Genomic DNA, 20,126 nt, shown 5'->3' with positions numbered 1-20,126 from the left:
TTACTTCCAGTGAGACGATCGTCACTAAATGAATGACGTTCATTTAGTATGGACGGTGCCGGGCTTTCGCGCAAGAGCTTAAATGAATCGCGTTCTTTTATGTCGCCCGGCACAAATTAGTAAGCTCACTGAGAAATTTTGCTCCGGGCTGCCAAAGCGGCTGATAGCGTCAGGATCACTGGACCAATCGAGGAGGATTCATGAAAGCTTCACCGACGCTGACCAACAATCTTCAGGCCGTTCTTGCGGACCTGATCGAGCTGCATATCCAGGGCAAGCAGGCCCACTGGAACATCGTGGGCACCAACTTCCGGGACCTCCACCTGCAGCTCGACGAAATCGTTGATGCCGCCCGCCAGTTCGCCGATGACATGGCCGAAAGAATGCGTGCACTGCATGCCCTTCCCGACGGCCGCAGCTCGACGGTGGCCAAGAGCACCAGCCTGGCCCAGTTCCCTGAAGGCCTCATCAACACCAAGGACGCCATCGAGCGGATCGTCGCCGCCCTCGAGGCTGCCGTCGGGACCATGCGCAAGGTCCATGACGAAGTGGATGAAGAGGATCCCACCACCGCTGACCTGCTGCATGCATTCATCGCCAAGCTGGAGCAGTATGCCTGGATGGTCAATGCGGAGACCATGAAGGCCTCCGCCAGCGTCACCGCGCCGGACGCAAAGTAGCGCAGCGCTCGCAGAATAGGTACAGAAGCGCCCGGTGCCGGAAGCAATTCCGGCGCCGGGCGCTTTATTGCGCGGCGCCTTTGCTGCGGGTCGGATTCTTGGCCGGAACCGGGTCGCCTAGTGCGCCTTGGGGACCCGGTGAAGCGCGACGGCGGCAAGGACGGCCGCGCCGGCCATCAGTACCAGCGCGATCCCCGCAGTGATGTGCACACCGGAATCGAACGCCGCGCGCGCTGCGCCGCGGAGCGCCTCCGCGAGCGGAGCAGGCAGGGTGGCAGCAAGCTCCATGGCTCCCGCCAGGGTTTCGCCCGCCTGGTGTGCGGCTGTGCCGGACGTGGCCTCTGCGAGCCCCGCGGGGAACAGCAGGTTGTGCTGGTACGAAGCCGTCAGGATGGAGCCCAGGACTGCCGTCCCCAGCAGGGACCCCACCTCGTAGCCCGTCTCGGAGATGGCGGCTGCCGCCCCTGACTTTTCGGCGGGAACGGCGCCCAGGATGAGGTCGTTGGAGATGGTTTCGGCCGTGCCAACGCCCAGCGCCAGGATGAGCAGTGCTCCCAGCAGGAGGGCCGGACCCGCGCTGTGGTTGCCGAAGGCCACCAGCCCATGGCCGGCGGCGCTCAGGGCCAGGCCTCCGGCCACCACGAATCCCGGACGGACCTTCCGCACCAGCGGCACCGCCACCAGTCCGGCCACCACCGTGGCCAGCAAGGCCGGGATCATGGCCACGCCGGACGCGGACGGTGTCATGCCCTCCAGGAGCTGGAGGTGCTGGGCCAGGAACAGGATGAAGCCGTTGAAGGAAAACAGCGCCAGGACGTTGGCCGTGATGGCCGTGCTAAACACCCTGTTGCGGAACAGCGACATGTCCAGGAGGGGGCTGGCAAGCCGGAGCTGGCGGCGGACAAATACAAACCCCATGGCCAGGCCAAACCCTATGAGGAGCACCGGAATTGTTCCAAAACCCTCAGTGGCCAGCTCCTTGATGCCATAAACCACCGGCACCATCACCAGCAGGGACAGCAGAATGCTGGGCACGTCCACCCGCCCAGGGCGGGGGTCCCTGGACTCGGGGATGAAGGATGGGCCGAAGACCAGCAGGGGCAGCATGATGGGCACCGCGACCAGGAGGATGGCGCCCCACCAGAAGTGCTCCACCAGCCAGCCGCCGAAAATGGGGCCCAGTGCGGCGCCGCCGGAAAAGCCTGCCGCCCAGATGGCAACAGCCAGCCGGCGCCGGTTGGGGTCCGGAAAGATGTTCCGGATCAGGGACAGCGTGGACGGCATCAGCATGGCCCCGAAGAACCCCAGCATCGCCCTGCCAGCGATGAGCCACTCGGCGCTCGGCGCGAAAGCAGTCACGGCCGAGACCGCCGCGAAGCCGACGCTGCCAATCAGGAGCAGCCGCCGGCGCCCTATCCGGTCACCGAGGCTGCCCATGGCAACCAGTAGCCCGGCAAGCACCAGCGGATAGGCATCCACGATCCAGAGGAGCTGGACGCCCGATGTTTCCAGGCTCCGCGCAATGGCCGGCAGTGCAAACGTCAGCGCCGTGTTGTCCACCGCAACAAGGAGTACCGGGAACATCAGCAATCCCAGTGCGAGCCAGTCGCGCCATCGGTTTCTGGCGGGAACCGGGGCCTGATCGTGAGCCGGCGTGGACGTGGCGGACGACGGGGTGGCGGAGGTGATGTTGGTGTTCTGCCGGGAGGCTGCGGACGTGGTCATGTAATAACTATACCGTCTGGACGGTATAGTTAAGAAATCAAAGCCCCCGAGGATGCATGATTGGAACCATGGCCAGAAAACCCGTCGCGCATGATGCCGTCCTCGACGCCTTCGAAGAACTCCTCATCGACGTCGGGGAGCGCGCAGCCACGCTGGATGCCGTGGCCAAAAAGGCCGGCGTGTCCAAGGGGGGACTGCTGTACCACTTCCCGAACAAAGAGGCGCTGATCACCGCCACCCTTGAGCGGCTGGACCGCCTGGCCGGGGAGGACCTTGCCGCCATGGAGGCGGCGCCCGAGGGTGCCGCCGCATACTTCATCCGGTCATCGCTCTGGTCCGACACCCCCATGGACCGTTCGTTTGTTGCCGCCACGCGACTGGCCGAGGTGGCGCACGAGGAGGCCCGCCGCCGTTTTGCGGCCATCCAGCAGCAGTGGCTGGAGCTGATCGGCGCCGACGTCGGCAAGCCGATGGCCAAGGCTGTGCTGTATATGGGGGACGGGCTGTACTTCAACGCCATGTGGGAAAGCGGGCCGTCCGGGAACGCCGACGGCAGGGAGGGGGACGTGGCGGAACTCCTTGCCGCGGTGGAGCGGCTGCGGGGCTGAATGCCATCAGGGCCGGCCGTGCCTGACCGGGGCGGTCACCATTTGCCCGAAAGCCCGCGGCATAGGACAATTGGTGATGGCTGTCACCGGCCACGCAAGATGTCAATCCCAAATGAATAAGCCTTTGATCTGCGGCGGGAGAGTTCTGCTAGTAGGTACAAGCAGGCGCCGTAGGAGCAAATCCTCCCCAGGAATCTCTCAGGCCCATGTACCGCCGCGGCGAGGCAACTCTGGAAAGTAGCAGGCTGTCCGCCTGACGTGTCCCGGATCGCTCCGGAACACCAGGACCGCTGTGCTCACCGACGGTGCAAGCGCCGGCCCCGCAGCAGCGGACCGCGCGGAAACTCTCAGGTCCAATACAGAGTGGGGAGGAACCCGAATCGATGTGGCGTACCCTGCGCCGCCTGAGTTATGGAGTTCCTTTTGACTGTCAATTCAGCCTCTACGTCTTTCGTTGACCGGCACATCGGCGCCCGCCGCCAGGCCGACATCGACGCCATGCTCAAGGCTGTCGGCTACGACACCGTCGACGCGCTCGTGGATACCGCGGTCCCGAAGGACATCCGCCAGGACTCCGGCCTCCAGCTGGCAGAGGCACTGAGCGAGGTGGAAACCCTCGCCGAACTGCGCAAGCTCGCCGCGAAGAACAAGACCGCCGTGCAGATGATCGGCCAGGGCTACTACGACACCGTGACGCCCGCGGTAATCCGCCGCAACATCCTCGAAGGCCCGGCCTGGTACACCGCATACACGCCGTACCAGCCGGAGATCTCCCAGGGCCGCCTCGAGGCGCTGCTGAACTTCCAGACCATGGTCCAGGACCTGGTGGGCCTGCCCATCGCCAACGCCTCGCTGCTGGACGAAGCCACCGCCGTGGCCGAAGCCGTCCTGATGATGCGCCGGGCCAACAAGAACAAGGACGCCCGCGACGGCAAAACGGTGCTCGACGCCGACTGCCTGCCGCAGACTATCGCCATCGTGAAGGGACGCGCCGAGGCGCTGGGCTTCGAGGTGGAGGTCGCTGACCTCACCAACGGACTGCCCGACGGCGTCATCAACGGTGTTGTGCTCCAGCAGCCCGGGGTTTCCGGCCGGGTCTTCGACCACTCCGCCGTCATCGCCGACGCCAAGGAACGCGGTGCCCTGGTGACCGTTGCCGCCGACCTCCTGGCCCTCACCCTCATCACGCCTCCCGGCGAGCAGGGCGCCGATATCGCCGTCGGCTCAGCCCAGCGCTTCGGCGTCCCGCTGTTCTACGGCGGACCCCACGCTGCCTACATGGCTGTGCAGAAGGGCCTCGAGCGCTCCATGCCGGGCCGCCTGGTAGGCGTCTCCAAGGACTCCGCCGGCGTACCCGCCTACCGCCTGGCGCTGCAGACCCGCGAGCAGCACATCCGGCGCGAAAAGGCCACGTCCAACATCTGCACCGCGCAGGCGCTGCTGGCCATCGTGGCGTCCATGTACGCCGTGTACCACGGCCCGGACGGCCTGAAGGCGATCGCCCAGACCGCCCACGGCCACGCGAAGACCCTGGCCGCGTCCCTGAAGGCCGCAGGCCTGGACGTGCTCCACACCAGCTTCTTCGATACCGTCACCGTGTCCGTACCGGGCAAAGCGGCCGGGATCGTTGCCTCCGCCGAGGCCAAGGGCATCAACCTGCGCAGCATCGACGCGGACACCGTTGGGTTCTCCACGGATGAAACCACGACGGCGGCAATCGTCGACGGCGTCCTGGCCGCCTTTGGTGCCGCCCCGGCAGAGGTGACGGACGCGTTCGCCCTGGATGCCGCCGTCGAGCGTTCCTCCGACTACCTGCAGCACCCCGTGTTCAGCACGCACCGTTCCGAAACCCAGCTGCTGCGCTACATCCGGAAGCTTTCGGACCGCGACCTCGCGCTGGACCGCACCATGATCCCGCTCGGCTCCTGCACCATGAAGCTGAACGCCACGGCCGAAATGGAAGCCATCTCCTGGCCGGAATTCGCCTCCATCCACCCGTTCGCGCCTGACTCCCAGACCGAAGGCTGGCGGGAACTGATCGCGGACCTGGAAGCCCAGCTCACCGAGATCACCGGCTACGACCAGGTGTCCATCCAGCCCAACGCCGGCTCCCAGGGCGAGCTCGCCGGCCTGCTGGCCATCCGCGGCTACCACCTCTCCCGCGGGGACGACCAGCGCACCGTCTGCCTCATCCCGGCGTCGGCCCACGGCACCAACGCGGCCTCCGCCGTCCTCGCCGGCATGAAGGTAGTAGTGGTGGCCACAGCTGCCGACGGCACGATCGACCACACGGACCTGTACGCCAAGATCGAGGCCAACAGGGACGCGCTGTCCTGCATCATGATCACCTACCCGTCCACCCACGGTGTGTACGACGCCGACGTCCGCGAGGTCTGCGACGCGATCCACGCCGCCGGCGGCCAGGTCTACATCGACGGTGCCAACCTCAACGCCCTGGTCGGCCTGGCCCAGCCGGGCCAGTTCGGCGGCGACGTGTCGCACCTGAACCTGCACAAGACCTTCTGCATCCCGCACGGCGGCGGTGGACCGGGCGTGGGCCCGGTCGCGGCCAAGGCGCACCTGGCACCGTTCATGCCGGGCAACGCGGCCACCTGGACCGAAGGCAACGACGTCCCGATCTCCGCCTCCCGCTTCGGCTCCGCAGGTGTGCTGCCGATTTCCTGGGCCTACGTGAAGCTCATGGGCGGTGCGGGCCTGACCGAGGCCACCAAGTCGGCGCTGCTCGCGGCCAACTACATCGCCGCCCGCCTGAACGACTTCTTCCCCGTGCTTTACACGGGCGAAGGCGGACTGGTGGCGCACGAGTGCATCCTGGACCTGCGCGAGCTGACCGCCAAGACCGGCGTCACGGCCGAGGACGTGGCCAAGCGCCTCATCGACTACGGCTTCCACGCCCCCACCCTGGCGTTCCCCGTGGCCGGCACGCTGATGGTTGAACCCACGGAGTCTGAGGACCTGCACGAGATCGACCGCTTCATCACCGCAATGATCGCGATCCGGGCCGAAATCGACCAGGTGGCCGACGGCGACTTCACCGTTGTGGACAGCCCGCTGCGCAACTCCCCGCACACCGCGGCCGCCGTCATCAGCACCGACTGGGACCGCGCCTACCCGCGCGAACAGGCCGTCTTCCCGGTTGCCTCGCTCAAGCAGGACAAGTACTTCCCGCCCGTGGGCCGCATTGACGGCGCCGCCGGGGACCGGAACCTGATCTGCTCCTGCCCGCCGCTTTCCGAGTTTGAAAACTAGATCTCGACAAGCTCGATCACCGGAAGGTTTTACACATGACTGAGAACTACACAGCGCTCTACGAAGAGCACAAGAAGCTCGGCGCCTCCTTCACCGACTTCGGTGGCTGGCAGATGCCGCTCAAATACAGCTCCGAGCTTGCAGAGCACCACGCCGTCCGCAAGGCCGCAGGCATCTTCGACCTCTCCCACATGGGCGAAGTGTGGGTGACCGGTCCGGACGCCGCCGCGTTCCTGGACTACGCCCTGGTGGGCAAGATTTCCGCGATGGCCGTGGGCAAGGCCAAGTACTCCCTGATCTGCAACGAGGACGGCGGCATCATCGACGACCTCATCACCTACCGCCGTCCGGCCGCTGCCGATGGCACGGACCGCTTCCTGGTGGTCCCCAACGCCGGGAACGCCAAGACGGTGGCAGCTGCGCTGGCCGAGCGGGCCGCCGGCTTCGACGTGGTGGTTGACGACGTCTCCGCCGAGACGTCCCTGATCGCCGTCCAAGGCCCCAAGGCAGAGGAACTCCTCCTCCGCCTGGTCCCCGCCGCCCAGCACAGCCTGGTCACGGAGCTCAAGTACTACGCCGCCGTCGAAGTCCCCTTCCTCGTGGCCGGAGCCGGCCAGGACCTCCTGCTGGCACGCACCGGCTACACCGGCGAGGACGGCTTCGAGATTTTCGTCGCCAACGACGACGCCGCTGCGCTCTGGCAGGCCATCGTCGCCATCGCCGATGAAGGGGAACTGGTGCCTGCTGGCCTCGCCTCCCGCGACTCGCTCCGCCTTGAGGCCGGCATGCCGCTCTACGGCAACGAACTCTCCCTGGAAGGCGACCCGTTCGCCGCCGGCCTGGGACCCGTCGTCGCGCTGTCCAAGGAAGGCGACTTTGTGGGCAAGGCGGCGCTCGCCGCCAAGAAGGAAGCCGGCGCCGGAACCACCGCCGGCCGCCGGCTGGTGGGCCTCAAGGGCCTGGGCCGCCGTGCCGGACGCGGCCACTACCCGGTCCTCAAGGACGGCGCAGTGGTTGGCGAAGTCACCTCCGGCCAGCCCTCACCCAGCCTGGGCTACCCGGTAGCCATGGCCTACGTCGACGTAGCCCTCATCGGGCCCGGCACCGCCCTGGACATCGACCTCCGCGGCAAGACGGAGCCGTTCGAAGTGGTGGCCCTGCCGTTCTACAAGCGCCCGAAGTAGGTTTTCGGGGTCGGCTTCGGACCGGCAGACCGGACTTTTCACGCGTGCTGCTCCTTCGTCGCTTTGACGCACGCTGCCGGATCCCAGCCCCAACGCTCTCGCACTTTTCGCGGGTTTTGAACCGACGCTCTTTCATTTTTCGCAAACCTAACTGAAGGAAAAACACATGGCTAAAGTTGCCGTTGAACTGCAGTACTCCGAGGAACACGAGTGGGTCTCCCGTGAGGACGGGAACGTGGTGTCCATCGGCATTTCCGCCGTGGCCACTGACGCCCTCGGCGACATCGTGTACGTGGACCTGCCCGAGGTTGGCTCGACCGTGACCGCGGGGGAGACCTGCGGCGAGGTGGAATCCACCAAATCCGTTTCGGACCTGTACGCCCCGGTGACCGGCGAAGTCACGGAAACCAACCCGGCTGTGGTCGATGACCCCGCACTGATCAACAGCGACCCGTACGGCGCCGGCTGGCTGTTCAAGGTGGCTGCCGAGTCCGACGGCCCGCTGCTCTCCGCACAGGACTACGCGTCCAAGAACGGCGGCGAGCTGTGAGCGGCGCCGCTGCCACGACCGCAGTGTTCGAGCAGGTTGTTTCGCCGAGCCTGGACGCGGACCTGTCCGTGCTGGACCCGGAGATCGCAGCCAAGATCGACGACGAACTGGGCCGCCAGCGTGACGGCCTGGAGATGATCGCCTCGGAGAACCACACCGCGGTGGCTGTTATGCAGGCGCAGGGCTCTGTGCTGACCAACAAGTACGCCGAAGGCTACCCGGGCAAGCGCTATTACGGCGGCTGCGAGCACGTCGACGTCATCGAGCAGCTGGCCATCGACCGGGTCAAGGCCCTGTTCGGTGCCGAATTCGCGAACGTCCAGCCGCACTCCGGTGCGCAGGCGAACGCCTCGGTGATGCACGCGCTGATCAAGCCGGGCGACACCATCATGGGCCTGAACCTCGCCCACGGCGGGCACCTGACCCACGGCATGAAGATCAACTTCTCCGGCCGCCTGTACAACGTCATCCCGTACCAGGTCCGCGAAGAGGACCACCGGATCGACATGGCCGAGGTGGAGCGCCTGGCCCAGGAGCACAAGCCGCAGCTGATCGTGGCTGGCTGGTCCGCGTACGCCCGGCAGCTGGACTTCGCCGAGTTCCGCCGGATCGCCGATTCTGTGGGCGCCTACCTGATGGTGGACATGGCCCACTTCGCCGGCCTGGTCGCGGCCGGGCTGCACCCCTCACCGGTGCCGCACGCGCACGTGACCACCTCCACCACGCACAAGACCCTCGCCGGTCCGCGCGGCGGGATCATCCTGACCAACGACGCCGCGATCGCCAAGAAGATCAACTCGGCCGTGTTCCCGGGCCAGCAGGGCGGGCCGCTGGAGCACGTCATCGCCGGCAAGGCCGTGGCCTTCAAGATCGCCGCGTCCGCCGAGTTCAAGGAACGCCAGGAACGCGTCCTGGCCGGCGCCCGGATCCTCGCCGACCGCCTCGTCCAGCCGGACGTCACCGCCAAGGGGATCAACGTGATCTCCGGCGGCACCGACGTGCACCTGGTCCTCGTGGACCTGCGCAACTGCGAGCTCGACGGCCAGCAGGCCGAGGACCGGCTCGCGGAGATCGACATCACCGTCAACCGCAACGCGGTGCCGTTCGACCCCCGCCCGCCGATGATCACCTCCGGGCTGCGCATCGGCACCCCGGCGCTGGCCACCCGCGGCTTCGGCGAGGCCGCGTTCCGCGAGGTCGCGGACATCATCGCCGAGGCTTTGATCTCCGACGCCGGCGCGGACCTTTCCGGGCTGCGTCACCGCGTCGAGGTCCTCGCCGCAGCCCACCCGCTTTACCCGGGCGTCGCCAACCTCGCCTGACGTGCTCTGGCGACGGAGGGGCTGACATCCTCGGCGTGCTGCTCCTTCGTCGCTTTGACGCACGCTGCCGGATGCCAGCCCCGCCGTCGTGCTGGGACCGCACCCTTGGTAACCACCCAACCCCGACCAACTGCACATGCGTCACAAATGAGTAAGGATTAGTTATGGCTGTTGGTGTCTTTGATCTGTTTTCGATCGGAATTGGACCTTCGAGCTCGCACACTGTCGGGCCGATGCGGGCTGCCGCTGTGTTTGCCGAGGAGCTCAAGGAGTCCGGCGCCCTGGACCGTGTGGCGGGCCTCCGGGTTGACCTGTACGGCTCCCTCGCCGCCACCGGGCACGGGCACGGGACGATGACCGCGATTTTGCTGGGCCTGGAGGGCTTCCACCCCGAGAAGATCCTCCCTGACGAGGTGGAGGACAGGCTGGCCGCCATCGCCGAAACGGGCACCCTGCAGCTGGCCGGTTCCGTCCCCCTGCCCTACGCCGTGAAGGACATGGTCCTGCGCCCGCTGACCATCCTGCCGCGGCACACCAACGGCATGACCTTCACCGTCTCCGACGCCGACGGCGAAGTCCTCCACAGCGCCACCTTCTTCTCCGTGGGCGGCGGCTTCATCGTCCGTGAGGGGGAGGAAGATGCAGCGCTGAAGGAACTCGATGAATCAAAGAAGGAACTTCCCCTGCCGTTCCGCACGGCCGCAGAACTCCTGGGCCGCTGCCAGTCCAAAGGACTGTCCATCGGCGAGGTCATGTTCGTCAACGAACGGGCCTCCCGGTCCGAGCAGGAAATCCGCGACGGGCTGCTCCACATCTACTCCGTCATGGAGAGCTGCGTCCAGGTCAGCCTCAAGCGCGAAGGCCTGCTGCCCGGCGGACTGAGGGTCCGCCGTCGCGCCCCCGACTGGCACGAGCGGCTCCTGAAGGAAAGCCGGGACCACGACCCCGACTACCGCGACCCCAAGTACTGGCAGGAGTGGGTGAACCTGATCGCTTTGGCGGTCAACGAGGAGAACGCCTCCGGCGGGCGGGTAGTCACCGCTCCCACCAACGGCGCCGCCGGAATCATCCCGGCCGTGCTGTACTACGCCCTGCACTTCGCCCCGGGCATGGACAAAGCCACGCAGGAAGACCGCGACGACGTCGTGGTGAAGTTCCTGCTCACGGCCGGGGCCATCGGGGTGCTGTACAAGGAGCAGGCGTCCATCTCCGGCGCGGAGGTGGGCTGCCAGGGCGAGGTGGGCTCGGCGTCGTCGATGGCCGCCGCAGGGCTGGCCGAAGTGATGGGCGGGACCCCTGCCCAGGTGGAGAACGCGGCAGAGATCGCGATGGAGCACAACCTGGGCCTGACCTGTGATCCGATCGGCGGGCTGGTCCAGGTGCCGTGCATCGAGCGCAACGCCATCGCCGCAGCCAAGGCCATCAACGCCGCGAAAATGGCGCTCTGGGGCGACGGTTCGCACCGGGTGTCCCTCGACGAGGTTATTGTCACCATGCGCGAAACCGGCCGCGACATGAGCTCCAAATACAAGGAAACAGCCATGGGCGGCCTCGCCGTCAACGTCGTCGAATGCTAATTGTGCAGTGCCGCCCAGACGTTCAGGGATGACGCGAACACAATCCAGGTGACATAGGGCAGCAGGAGCAGTCCGGCTGCCGGACTGATCGGTCCAAAACGGAGCACCGTCACCGTCACAGCCACGATCAGGGCGAGGATGATCGCGAAGGCCAGCCACAGCGCAACCGTGCCGAGCGCGGGGTAGAGGCCAAAGAACACTGGCGTCCACAGCAGGTTGAGCACCAGCTGGATGCCGTAGGCGGTCAGTGCCGGGCGCGACTCCGGGACACGGCGGCGCCACACCAGCCAGGCGGCCACCGCCATGGCCGCATAAAGCGCTGTCCAGACCGGACCGAACACCCAGTTCGGCGGGGTCCACGGAGCCTTGTCGGCGCTGACATACCAGCCGTTCACGTTGTTTACCGTGGCAAAGGCCCCGAGCCAGGCGACCAGCGCGGAGGCTCCCAGGAAGACGGCGAGAGCCAGGACCTGCGCACCGGTCCCATATTTCCCTGCGGCGGTCGCTGACGGGCTGGACTGGTCAGGGGGCGGCTTCATGCGTCAACCCTTGCGAAGCGCGGACACCGAGTCAAGGCGGGCCCCGGCAGACCGCGCTGGAATGCCCGGACAGGATCAGGCTTTAGACTTGTGGCTACATGTCCGCACGCAGCCACACATACAAAACCGCGCACAAGACCAACAGACGGGACACGGCCCCCTTGCGAGAATTCACCGCCCGCTTTGCCACAGGCGAGGAAATTGAGAACTGGGACAAGCACGTCACCGCCAACCCGAACGGCGGCAACATGCTGCAGTCCGCGGCCTACGCGTCAGTGAAGAACGGCAACGGCTGGGACGTCCGCTTCCTGGTCCTGGAGTCCGGCGGGGCCGCCAGCTACAACCTGGTGATGGAGAAGAAATTCCCGGTCCTGGGCCGCCTCTGGTACCTCATCAAGGGACCCGACGTCGGCGCCGCGGCGGACCTCAAGCCGGCGCTGGCCGCCTGCGCCGAATTCGTGAAGGCCGCAAAGCTGAACGTCTTCGCGATCAAGGTGGAGCCGGACATCGTCGACGCCCCGGAAGTCCAGTCGCAGCTGGCTGCCGGCCTGGTCAAGGCCCCCAACATCCAGTCCAACGACTCCACGGCCCTGCTGGACATCTCCGCGCCGGAGAACGAAGTGTTCCGGTCCATTTCCTCCCGCGCCCGCAACGCCATCCGCCGCGCAGAGCGCGAAGGCTGTGAAGTGGTCCAGCGGGAGCAGGGCCCGGAAACCTACCGCGCCCTCTACGACCTGATGGCGGACACCGTAAACGCCAAAGGGTCCATGCCGCTGCGCAGCTACGAGTACTACGCCCGGTTCTGGGACGAATTCTGCGACCGCGGGCAGGGAAGCTTCTTTTTTGTCTACGAAGATGGCAAACCCAGCGTGGGCGCCTTTGTGATCAACTACGGATCCAAAGCAACGTACAAGGACGGCGGCTCCACGCAGAACCGGAAGCAGTACGGCGACTCACACCTGGTCCAGTGGGCTGCGATCCGCAGGATGAAGGAGCTCGGCTGCACCGAGTACGACTTCTGCGGCACCCCGCCCGCTGCCCGGATCAAGGACAAATCCCACACCCTTCACGGCATGGGCATGTTCAAGACCAGCTTCAGCAAAACAGTCACGGACTTTGTGGGCTGCTACGACTTTGTCCTGGCACCCGTCCGGCACCGGCTTTGGGTCCAGGGAGCCGAACGTGTTTTCCGGCGCCTCGAAACCATGCGCACCGGCAACCAGTTCTACTGAGCCGCGCCACCCATCCACGTCCACAACAGGTCAGCGCTGCCACCATCCCGGCAGCACATCCACAGGTGAGGAATTTTTCCGTGAATTCAATCAAGGCCGGAACCGAGCTCGAGTTCGCTGTCCTCAGCGACGCCGATTTCGAGGCCTTCTCCGTCACCCACCCGCAGAACAGCTTCATCCAGTCCGCCGACTTCGCCCGGTTCCAGCGTGCCCGCGGGCAGGCGGTGGAGCTCTTCGGCGTCCGGCGCAACGGCGAACTCGTGGCCGCCGGCAAGCTGAACTACACCACCAACCGCTGGGGCTACACGGTGTGCGAGTGCGCCAAGGGCCCGCTCATGGACTACACCGACACTTCCCTGGTGCGTGACGTCGTCGAACTCCTCAAAGCCAGGGCAACGGAGCGCAAGGCCGCCGAGCTGCGGATTTCCCCGAACCTGCCCTTCGTCGCCCGCGACGAGGACGGCGCCGAACACCCCGAGATCACGGACAACCGGCCGCTGGTGGCTTCACTCGCTGGCCTGGGATTCGCCCACCAGGGCTCGGAGATGAACTTCGCCAACGTGAACTGGATGTTCATCAAGACCCTCGCGGGCACCCAGGACTCCGAAGAGCTCATCATGGGCACCAGCTACCGGACGCGCAAAGCCATCCGGAAGGCAGAAAAGAACGGCGTCTTCCTGGAGCAGGCCACCCTGGAGACCCTGGACGAGTTCTACGGCGCCCTGAGCACGGCGGGGGATGAAAAGGGCTTCATCTACCGCGAACGCGAATACTACGAGCAGCTGCTGCGGACCACCTCGTCCGAGTTCACCAAGCTCATGATGGCCAAGATCGACATCCCCGCGTACCGCAAGTCCATCACCGAACGCCTTGAATCCGAGTCTGCTGCGGCGGCCGAACTCCGCCGCGAAGTGGAGGAGACCGGCAGCAAAAAGAAGGCCAACCGGCTCAAAGTGGTGCAGGACCTCGTGGACAGCTACGAGCGCAGCCTCAAGGACATTGAGCGGTTCCCGGATTCCGTGGGCGTGGCCACGGTGGCCGCCATCCACTTTGTCTGCTTCGGCGACGAGCTGGTGTGCGTCATCGGCGGCACCAAGCAGGACTACATCTACTTCAACGGCGCCACGTCCCTGTACTGGGGCATGATGCTGCACGCGCTGGAAAAGGGCTATACGCGCTACAACTTCTATGGCACCTTCGGCATCGAGGGACAGGACGAGGAAGGCCACGGCGGCTACGCGTTCAAGAAGGGCTTCGGCGGGGAAGTGGTCCAGCTGCTGGGAGACTTCGTGATGCCCGTACGGCCGGTCCTGTTCCAGGTCAACCGCGTGGCCCGCGCCGCAGTGTCGGCGGCCCGGACCCTGCTGGGCAGGCTGCCGCTGAAACGCAAGGCTCCTGCCGAAGACAGCACACCGGCCGAAAATACCGCTTAACCACGATCCCCCGGGAGGAGGACCAGCGTGACAGATCGACCCGAGGAACCCCGGAAGAGGCCGCCAACTGACGGCCTGCCCAAGACCGAGCCGCTCTCACCCTCCCAGATCCGCCAGAACGTCGCGGCCAAAAGAATGCTCCGCCGCCTGGTCCAGGGGGAGAACCCTCCGACGGCGCCGCTGAGCATTGTGGACAGGCTCGCCGGCAGCCCCTACGCCAACCCGATGATCCAGGTGGGCGGCGTGGACACCTCCGCGCGCAAAACCCTCGACTTCGCCCTGCACCTGGCCGAGACTATGTTCCGGTACGGCGCCGGTGCCCTCGAAGTGGAGACCAGCATCATCGCCGTGACGGCTGCCCTGGGGCTCAAGAACATCGAAGTGGACATCACCAACCAGTCGGTGGGAATCAACTACGCGCCCAAGGACCAGACGCCCATAGCACTGCTGCGGGTGGTGCGGTCCTGGACCAACAACTACGCCGGACTGGCCAAGGTCCACCAGCTGGTCACGGACATTGTGGCCGGGGGAGTGGGCCGTGACGAGGCCATCCGCCGCCTCGACGAGGCCATCACCAGCCCCAAGCCCTTCCCACGCTGGATGGTGACGGTGGCCTTCGGCGTCTTTGCCGCGGCTTTTGTCGGCGTCCTCGGCGGCGGTCCCGTGTCGTCAGCCATCGCCTTTGTCGTCAACATCGGCGTGAGCCTCCTGGCACGCCGGCTGGGCCGCTGGCGGGTGCCGGACTTCTTCACCACGGCAACGTGTTCGTTTGTGGTGACGTTCATGGCACTTCTGCTCTGGCAGTTCAACCTCACCACGGCACCGGCCATTGTGGTGGTGGGAGGCATCCTGCTGCTCCTGCCCACCGGGCGCCTGGTCTCCTCCGTGCAGGATGCGATCAACGGCTTCCCGGTGACGGCCGCCGGAAGATTCCTGTCCACCGTCCTGACCTTCGGCGCACTCGTGGCCGGCATCGCCGTCGCGTTTGTGGTGGGGTCCATGACGGGAATGCAGGAAATCGACGTCACGGAAACGTTCGCTCCCGCCTACGACCTGTGGGTGCTGGTGATCCTGACGGCCCTCGCGGTGATGGCCATCGGCGTGACCGAGCAGACCGCGTGGAAACTCCTCCTGCCAACAGCGGCCGTGGGCGTTGCCGGCTACCTGGTGCTGCTGGGCGCTGGCGCCCTGGGCATCGGCGACAGGTTCTCGCCGGCACTGTCCGCCGTGGTGATCGGCCTGCTGGCGCGGGTGGTGGCCCTGAAGATGGGTGCCCCGCAGTTGGTGGTCGCTGTGCCGGCAGCCCTGATCCTGCTGCCGGGCCTGACCATCTTCCGCTCCATGTATGTGCTGACCATCGAGGAGTCCGAGATCCTCCTCGGCGCAGGCGGCATGCTCAACGCAGGCGCCATCGTCCTGGGGGCGGCCGGCGGCATCGTGCTGGGCGATACCCTGGCCAGGCCGCTGACCCGCAGCCTGGCGAGCAACGAGCGCAGGCGCGCCCGCCGCCGCTAGATCTGCCCGATGGGCAGTTTCTTTTCGGCCTGGAAATCGTCCTCGACCCGGCCCGCGGCCCAGTAACCGGACAGTGACACCTGCTTGCGCTCGAGGCCCCGCTGGACAAAAAACACGTCGCGCAGGCCCTTCATGTAGCCGCGCTCGCCGTGCGCAAATACATCGACTTTCCCGGCTTCGGGCCAGTTGGCGTTGGCGACGGCCGACACCAGCAGGTCGCCGGCGCCGGCGGGAGCGCCGTTACGCCGGAGCCAGGTGACTTCCACGCCGGCCGGGGCCGTGACGGGCTGGATGTCGGCGTCGCTGTCCACCTCCAGGAACGCCACTCCCAACGCGGACGCGGGCAGGGACTCCAATGAAGCAGCGATGGCGGGAAGCGCGGCTTCGTCACCGGCAAAGAGGTACCAGTCGGCATCCGGCGCCGGGTTGTAGGCGCCGCCGGGTCCGGTGAAAGTCAGCGAATCGCCGGGCTGCGCGGAGGCCGCCCACGGGCCGGCCAGGCCCTCGTCGCCGTGGATCACAAAATCGATGGCCAGTTCCCGTGCCGCCGGGTCCACCCAGCGGACCGTGTAGGTGCGCGTGAAGGGCCACTGCTCGCGGGGCATGGTTTCCCGGATCTTCCAGAGGTCCAGCGGCTGCTCGTAGTCGACGCCCGGCTGGGGAAACGCGATCTTCACGTAGCGGTCAACAAAATCGTTGTTGACGTAGTCAGCGAAGCCGTCGCCGCCGGCAACGATCCTGACCATGTGCGGCGACAACTCTTCGCGGCGGATCACGGTGAGGCTGATCTGCGGACGGGTCTTTTTGGTAGCGCTGGTGGCGGCGGGGACTGTGCTCATAAGGCAAGCCTAAGCTAAGGGACCGGCGGGAGTTCCCAGGTTACGCCCGGGCTTCCCTGCTGTTCCAGCAGTGCGTTGGCCTGGCTGAAAGGCCGGGAACCGAAAAAACCGCGCGACGCCGACAGTGGGCTGGGGTGCGCGCTGGAGACTATCGCGGCGCCGGACAAAAGGGGCCGGACTGATTCCGCGTCCTTGCCCCACAGCACCGCCACCAGCGGGGACCTGCGGCCGTCCGCGCGCTGCCGGCCGGCCACCGCGGTGACTGCCGCCGTCGTGATTTCCTCCCAGCCCTTCCCGCGGTGGGATCCCGCGGCGCCGGCACGCACGCTCATCACCCGGTTGAGGAGCAGCACGCCCTGTTCCGTCCAGGCGGTCAGGTCGCCGTGGACGCGTGCGGGGAACCCCATGTCGGCTTCGAGCTCCTTGTAGATGTTGGCCAGGCTCCGGGGAATGGGGCGGGTGCCGGGGGCCACGGCGAAGGACAAGCCGACGGCGTGCCCCGGCGTTGGGTACGGGTCCTGCCCGACGATCAGTACTCTGACGTCAGCCAGCGGCTGCCGGAACGCGCGGAGGACGTTCGACGGCGACGGCAGCACCTGGTGCCCGGCCGCGACGTCGGCGGCCAGGAAACGCAGGACGGCACGCAGGTCCTCTTCCACCCCCGCCAGGGCGGCAGCCCAGTCGCCGGCCATCAGGTCGGCGAGCGGCAGCAGTGCCATATCGGCAAACCCGACAGCCTCCGCCGCTTCCGGCTCCAGCTCGAAGAGGGGCTCTGAATCAAACACGCCCCCATTGTCTCAGCATGCCCCCCGGGTCCGCGGAGGACGTAACGCGGCGTAAATGACAAGGCTGTTATTCGTCCGTAGCATGGGGGTGGGACTTTTAACCTTATCCAGCGAAATCCAGCGAAGGAGTGTGCCGTGGCGGAACCAGCTCGGGAACACCTGCCGGAGCCCGAAGAACGTGGCTCGCTGCTGGCTGACTTTTCCCTCCGTGACTCGCCGCTGGGCGAGCGGGAGCAGCAGATGCTCGCCCTGGAGCGGCAGTGGTGGAAGTACGCCGGAGCCAAGGAACAGGCCATCAGGGAACTCTTCGACCTCTCCGCAACGCACTACTACCAGCTTCTCAATGCGCTGATCGACACCGAGGATGCGCTGGCCCACGATCCGATGCTCGTCAAGAGATTGCGTAGACTACGAACGTCGCGACAGCGGGCACGTACTGCACGCCGCCTCGGTTCGGACGCGTAACCACGCTCGTGCTGAGCCATCAGCAGCAATCAACAAGGATGTCTCGCCACCATGACCAGATACGCTCGGGATGAATTCGACAAGGTTCCGGAGACCGCCTCGCGCCAGGGCGTCCACCGGGCAGCTTCCGCGCCGTCGAGGCCCCGCCTGTGGCCGATGCTTGCCGTTGGCATCGTAGCCCTGGCCATCGGCGTCGTCTCCTTCCTGTTCCTCCCGCAGCTGGGCTTCACCCAGGCAGGCAGCCAGGCCGCCACGAGCCTGGAGACGCCGGCCGCGCCGGAGGCCGGCACGGACCCGTCCGCCAGCGCCGAACCGTCTGCGGGCTCCGAGGCTTCCCCCAGCGCGGAGCCTTCCGCCAGTACCGTGCCTGAGCCGAGTGCAACGCCCTCCGCTACTGCCTCCGCCGCCGCAGTGAACAAGTCCCAGGGCCTCGCGGTCTACAACGGGGCCGGTACGGCCGGCCTTGCGGGCAGGGTCAGCTCGATAGTCCAGGCGGACGGCTGGACGCTGGGGCAGGTAGGCAACTGGGGCGGCACGCCGCAGCAGACTTCGGTGATCTTCTATGCCGGTGCGGCCCAGCAGGCCAACGCCGAGGCACTTTCCAAACTCCTGAACATTCCCACGATGGTCAGCAGCACCGAATTCCAGGTGCCTCTGGTTGTGGTGCTGGGGCCAGGCTTCAAGTAGGGATCCGGGTTACACCTGAATAACTATTGACGGCCAGCCCGGCCCTGCCCCTCGGCCGGTCCGGCGGCCATTGGCTAGAGTGATTTCAGGCTTCGGTTCGTAAAAAGCGGCACACCGTGGCGTGGGCCTTGCGGACGCTACTGAAAGAGTGGGCATCATGGCACTGGGAACCGTGAAATGGTTCAACGCTGAAAAGGGCTACGGCTTTATTACCGTGGACGGCTCCGGTGACGACGTCTTTGTCCACTGGTCCGCGATCCAGGGTGAAGGCTACCGTGCACTCGACGAGGGCCAGCGCGTTGAGCTGGAAATCGGCGAAGGCGAGAAGGGCCCGCAGGCCGAAAGCGTCCGGCCGGCCGAGTGAAGTCCTTGAGTTTCCGGTCGTCCCTTGTCCGCATACCCGCAACGTCGGCGCTCCTGCTTGCGCTGGCCGGGTGCGGCGCCGCGGCGGGAAATGCCCGGCTGGATTCGGTGGAGGCCTCGGGTGACGGAACACTGCGCGTCGGGCTGATCCTGGACAGCACCGGAGCGCAGGACTTCCTCAACGACTCTCAGCTTGCCGCGGCCAAACTTGCCGTGCAGGAAATCAACAGCACCGGCGGCCTCAAGGGCAAGCCGGTTGAACTGCTGCCCCAGCCAGCAGGCGAACCCGACGCGCAGGCCAGGGAGCTGGCCGCCGCCAAGGCCGACGTCGTTATCGGACCCACCGATTCCAGCCACGCTGCCGCCGTCATTGACGTTCTGTCCGCTGCACGGATTCCGCTCATCTCACCGGCCAACTCGGCGGCAGGGCTGAGCAAGTACAAAAGCGGCGGCTACTACTTCCGCACCGCGGCTGCCGACGTCGCACAGGCCTCGGTGCTCGTCAAACTCGCCAAGGACGGCGGCGCAAAGACCCTGGCGATTGTCCACCAGGACAGCACCTACGGCAAGGATGTCTCTGCCGCGGTGGCCAGTGCGGCCAAGGGAGCCGGGCTGGAAACCTCCAGCACATCAGCGTTCAAGCCGGGCGAGGCGCGGCAGGCCGCCGCAGCGGCCCGGACGGCTGCGCCTGATGCGGTGGTGCTCATCGCGCGGGACGACGCGCAGGGGGCCATTGCGGAGCTGAACAATGCGGGACTGTCCGGGAGCAAGATCATCCTCAGCGACGGCGCGTTCGGCCAGTATGGTTCGGGACTGGGATCCAAGGCGCTCGACGGCGCCCGGGCTGTGGTGCCGGGCTTGTTCCCCTCCGTGGAGTTCCAGGCCCGCCTCCTTGCCGTCGATCCGTCGCTGAAGGACCTCTCCTACGCTCCCGAGGCCTACGACGCCGTGACGCTGGCTGTCCTGGCAGCAGCGGCGGCAGACGACGACTCGGGCCGGTCCATCGCGGCAAACCTGATTTCCGTCTCCGGCGGCACGGCTCCGGGGACGGAACCGAAGCAGGCTGCCCCCTGCTCGTCCTACAAGGACTGCGTGTCAGCGCTTAGGACCGGAGCCGGCGCCAACTACGACGGGCAATCCGGTCCGATCGGATTCGACGCCAGCGGGGACATCACCTCCGCAAACTTCACGGTGTTCACCTACGGAGCCGACAACAAGGCCAAGCTGAGCGGCCGTGAATCGGCGGGGCGCGCCGCAGGCTGATCGCCGGGAGCGAAACGAGGGCCCGCAGACACTGGTTTCCGGGACTATTCGCTTGCACTCTCACCTATGGAGTGCTAATTATTGACTTA

The 20,126-nt window shown here is 66.4% G+C and carries 18 protein-coding genes and 1 riboswitch; of the genes, 14 read left to right on the top strand and 4 right to left on the bottom strand.

The genetic code is table 11. The features are described 5' to 3' along the window. The first annotated feature begins 200 nt into the window (after positions 1-200). Positions 201-680 (top strand): DNA starvation/stationary phase protection protein, encoded by a 480-nt coding sequence (locus EYS21_RS15845; RefSeq protein ID WP_131134167.1) that lies wholly within the window; start codon positions 201-203, stop codon positions 678-680. A 117-nt stretch (positions 681-797) separates the two neighbouring features. Here the strand turns inward: EYS21_RS15845 and EYS21_RS15840 are convergent, their stop codons facing one another. Beyond that, a complete protein-coding gene (locus EYS21_RS15840) occupies positions 798-2,405 on the bottom strand; it encodes an MFS transporter (protein ID WP_131134166.1) in 1,608 nt (535 codons plus the stop codon). A 68-nt stretch (positions 2,406-2,473) separates the two neighbouring features. Here EYS21_RS15840 and EYS21_RS15835 point away from each other — a divergent pair, with 68 nt between their 5' ends. The 6 genes from EYS21_RS15835 to EYS21_RS15810 all read left to right on the top strand — a co-directional run bounded on the left by EYS21_RS15835 (position 2,474) and on the right by EYS21_RS15810 (position 10,916). Beyond that, positions 2,474-3,013, top strand: a complete 540-nt coding sequence (locus EYS21_RS15835) for a TetR/AcrR family transcriptional regulator (protein ID WP_131134165.1) — start codon at positions 2,474-2,476, stop codon at positions 3,011-3,013. A gap of 125 nt (positions 3,014-3,138) precedes the next feature. Beyond that, positions 3,139-3,237, top strand: a riboswitch (glycine riboswitch). Between the two features lie 199 nt (positions 3,238-3,436). After that, entirely contained in the window at positions 3,437-6,283 is a 2,847-nt protein-coding gene (gene gcvP, locus EYS21_RS15830) for an aminomethyl-transferring glycine dehydrogenase (RefSeq protein ID WP_131134164.1), read from the top strand. Between the two features lie 35 nt (positions 6,284-6,318). After that, positions 6,319-7,467, top strand: a complete 1,149-nt coding sequence (gene gcvT, locus EYS21_RS15825; RefSeq protein ID WP_131134163.1) for a glycine cleavage system aminomethyltransferase GcvT — start codon at positions 6,319-6,321, stop codon at positions 7,465-7,467. 166 nt (positions 7,468-7,633) lie between these two features. Further along, positions 7,634-8,017, top strand: coding sequence for a glycine cleavage system protein GcvH (gene gcvH, locus EYS21_RS15820; RefSeq protein WP_131134162.1), 384 nt, complete (start codon positions 7,634-7,636; stop codon positions 8,015-8,017). Next, positions 8,014-9,339: a serine hydroxymethyltransferase gene (gene glyA / locus EYS21_RS15815; RefSeq protein ID WP_278184748.1), complete on the top strand. Its 1,326-nt coding sequence runs from the start codon at positions 8,014-8,016 to the stop codon at positions 9,337-9,339. The genes gcvH and glyA overlap by 4 nt, the downstream gene beginning before the upstream one ends. Positions 9,340-9,503: 164 nt before the next feature. After that, a complete protein-coding gene (locus tag EYS21_RS15810) occupies positions 9,504-10,916 on the top strand; it encodes an L-serine ammonia-lyase (RefSeq protein ID WP_131134161.1) in 1,413 nt (470 codons plus the stop codon). On the opposite strand, the gene EYS21_RS15805 is transcribed toward EYS21_RS15810, so the two are convergent. After that, a complete protein-coding gene (locus EYS21_RS15805; protein WP_131134160.1) occupies positions 10,913-11,455 on the bottom strand; it encodes a TspO/MBR family protein in 543 nt (180 codons plus the stop codon). The genes EYS21_RS15810 and EYS21_RS15805 overlap by 4 nt on opposite strands. 98 nt (positions 11,456-11,553) lie before the next feature. Here EYS21_RS15805 and EYS21_RS15800 point away from each other — a divergent pair, with 98 nt between their 5' ends. From EYS21_RS15800 to EYS21_RS15790, 3 genes are all read left to right on the top strand, one after another. Beyond that, entirely contained in the window at positions 11,554-12,687 is a 1,134-nt protein-coding gene (locus EYS21_RS15800; protein WP_131134159.1) for a peptidoglycan bridge formation glycyltransferase FemA/FemB family protein, read from the top strand. 80 nt (positions 12,688-12,767) lie between these two features. Then, on the top strand, positions 12,768-14,120 hold the full coding sequence (locus EYS21_RS15795) for a peptidoglycan bridge formation glycyltransferase FemA/FemB family protein (RefSeq protein WP_131134158.1): 1,353 nt from the start codon (positions 12,768-12,770) through the stop codon (positions 14,118-14,120). 27 nt (positions 14,121-14,147) lie between these two features. Beyond that, the gene (locus EYS21_RS15790; RefSeq protein WP_131134157.1) at positions 14,148-15,635 is read left to right on the top strand and encodes a threonine/serine exporter family protein; all 1,488 of its coding nucleotides are present in this window, start codon (positions 14,148-14,150) and stop codon (positions 15,633-15,635) included. Here the strand turns inward: EYS21_RS15790 and EYS21_RS15785 are convergent. Continuing rightward, positions 15,632-16,474 carry a siderophore-interacting protein gene (locus EYS21_RS15785; RefSeq protein ID WP_131134156.1) on the bottom strand — a complete coding sequence of 281 codons (843 nt, stop codon included), beginning with the start codon at positions 16,472-16,474 and terminating at the stop codon, positions 15,632-15,634. The two genes, EYS21_RS15790 and EYS21_RS15785, sit on opposite strands and share 4 nt — an antisense overlap. A gap of 14 nt (positions 16,475-16,488) precedes the next feature. After that, positions 16,489-17,259, bottom strand: a complete 771-nt coding sequence (locus EYS21_RS15780) for a uracil-DNA glycosylase (protein WP_242633451.1) — start codon at positions 17,257-17,259, stop codon at positions 16,489-16,491. 135 nt (positions 17,260-17,394) lie between these two features. Between EYS21_RS15780 and EYS21_RS15775 the strand changes: the two genes are divergently transcribed. The 4 genes from EYS21_RS15775 (at position 17,395) to EYS21_RS15760 (ending at position 20,037) form a co-directional block, all read left to right on the top strand. After that, positions 17,395-17,724, top strand: a complete 330-nt coding sequence (locus EYS21_RS15775; RefSeq protein WP_131134155.1) for a DUF3263 domain-containing protein — start codon at positions 17,395-17,397, stop codon at positions 17,722-17,724. Positions 17,725-17,775: 51 nt separating this feature from the next. After that, the gene (locus EYS21_RS15770; protein ID WP_131134154.1) at positions 17,776-18,411 is read left to right on the top strand and encodes a LytR C-terminal domain-containing protein; all 636 of its coding nucleotides are present in this window, start codon (positions 17,776-17,778) and stop codon (positions 18,409-18,411) included. A 157-nt stretch (positions 18,412-18,568) separates the two neighbouring features. Then, positions 18,569-18,775 carry a cold-shock protein gene (locus EYS21_RS15765; RefSeq protein WP_131134153.1) on the top strand — a complete coding sequence of 69 codons (207 nt, stop codon included), beginning with the start codon at positions 18,569-18,571 and terminating at the stop codon, positions 18,773-18,775. Further along, a complete protein-coding gene (locus EYS21_RS15760; RefSeq protein WP_131134152.1) occupies positions 18,772-20,037 on the top strand; it encodes an ABC transporter substrate-binding protein in 1,266 nt (421 codons plus the stop codon). The genes EYS21_RS15765 and EYS21_RS15760 overlap by 4 nt, the downstream gene beginning before the upstream one ends. Positions 20,038-20,126: the final 89 nt, after the last annotated feature.

The sequence above is a fragment of the Arthrobacter sp. S39 genome (genome assembly GCF_004320525.1).
Lineage (GTDB): Bacteria > Actinomycetota > Actinomycetes > Actinomycetales > Micrococcaceae > Arthrobacter.
This window is presented reverse-complemented; position numbering and strand designations above follow the sequence as displayed.

Bases quoted from the DNA above. Each gene is read 5' to 3' on its own strand.
- EYS21_RS15805 (WP_131134160.1), bottom strand. From the start codon at position 11,455: ATGAAGCCGCCCCCTGACCAGTCCAGCCCGTCAGCGACCGCCGCAGGG.
- EYS21_RS15770 (WP_131134154.1), top strand. From the start codon at position 17,776: ATGACCAGATACGCTCGGGATGAATTCGACAAGGTTCCGGAGACCGCC.
- EYS21_RS15835 (WP_131134165.1), top strand. From the start codon at position 2,474: ATGGCCAGAAAACCCGTCGCGCATGATGCCGTCCTCGACGCCTTCGAA.
- EYS21_RS15765 (WP_131134153.1), top strand. From the start codon at position 18,569: ATGGCACTGGGAACCGTGAAATGGTTCAACGCTGAAAAGGGCTACGGC.
- EYS21_RS15810 (WP_131134161.1), top strand. From the start codon at position 9,504: ATGGCTGTTGGTGTCTTTGATCTGTTTTCGATCGGAATTGGACCTTCG.
- gcvH (WP_131134162.1), top strand. From the start codon at position 7,634: ATGGCTAAAGTTGCCGTTGAACTGCAGTACTCCGAGGAACACGAGTGG.
- EYS21_RS15840 (WP_131134166.1), bottom strand. From the start codon at position 2,405: ATGACCACGTCCGCAGCCTCCCGGCAGAACACCAACATCACCTCCGCC.
- EYS21_RS15785 (WP_131134156.1), bottom strand. From the start codon at position 16,474: ATGAGCACAGTCCCCGCCGCCACCAGCGCTACCAAAAAGACCCGTCCG.
- EYS21_RS15845 (WP_131134167.1), top strand. From the start codon at position 201: ATGAAAGCTTCACCGACGCTGACCAACAATCTTCAGGCCGTTCTTGCG.
- gcvT (WP_131134163.1), top strand. From the start codon at position 6,319: ATGACTGAGAACTACACAGCGCTCTACGAAGAGCACAAGAAGCTCGGC.
- EYS21_RS15800 (WP_131134159.1), top strand. From the start codon at position 11,554: ATGTCCGCACGCAGCCACACATACAAAACCGCGCACAAGACCAACAGA.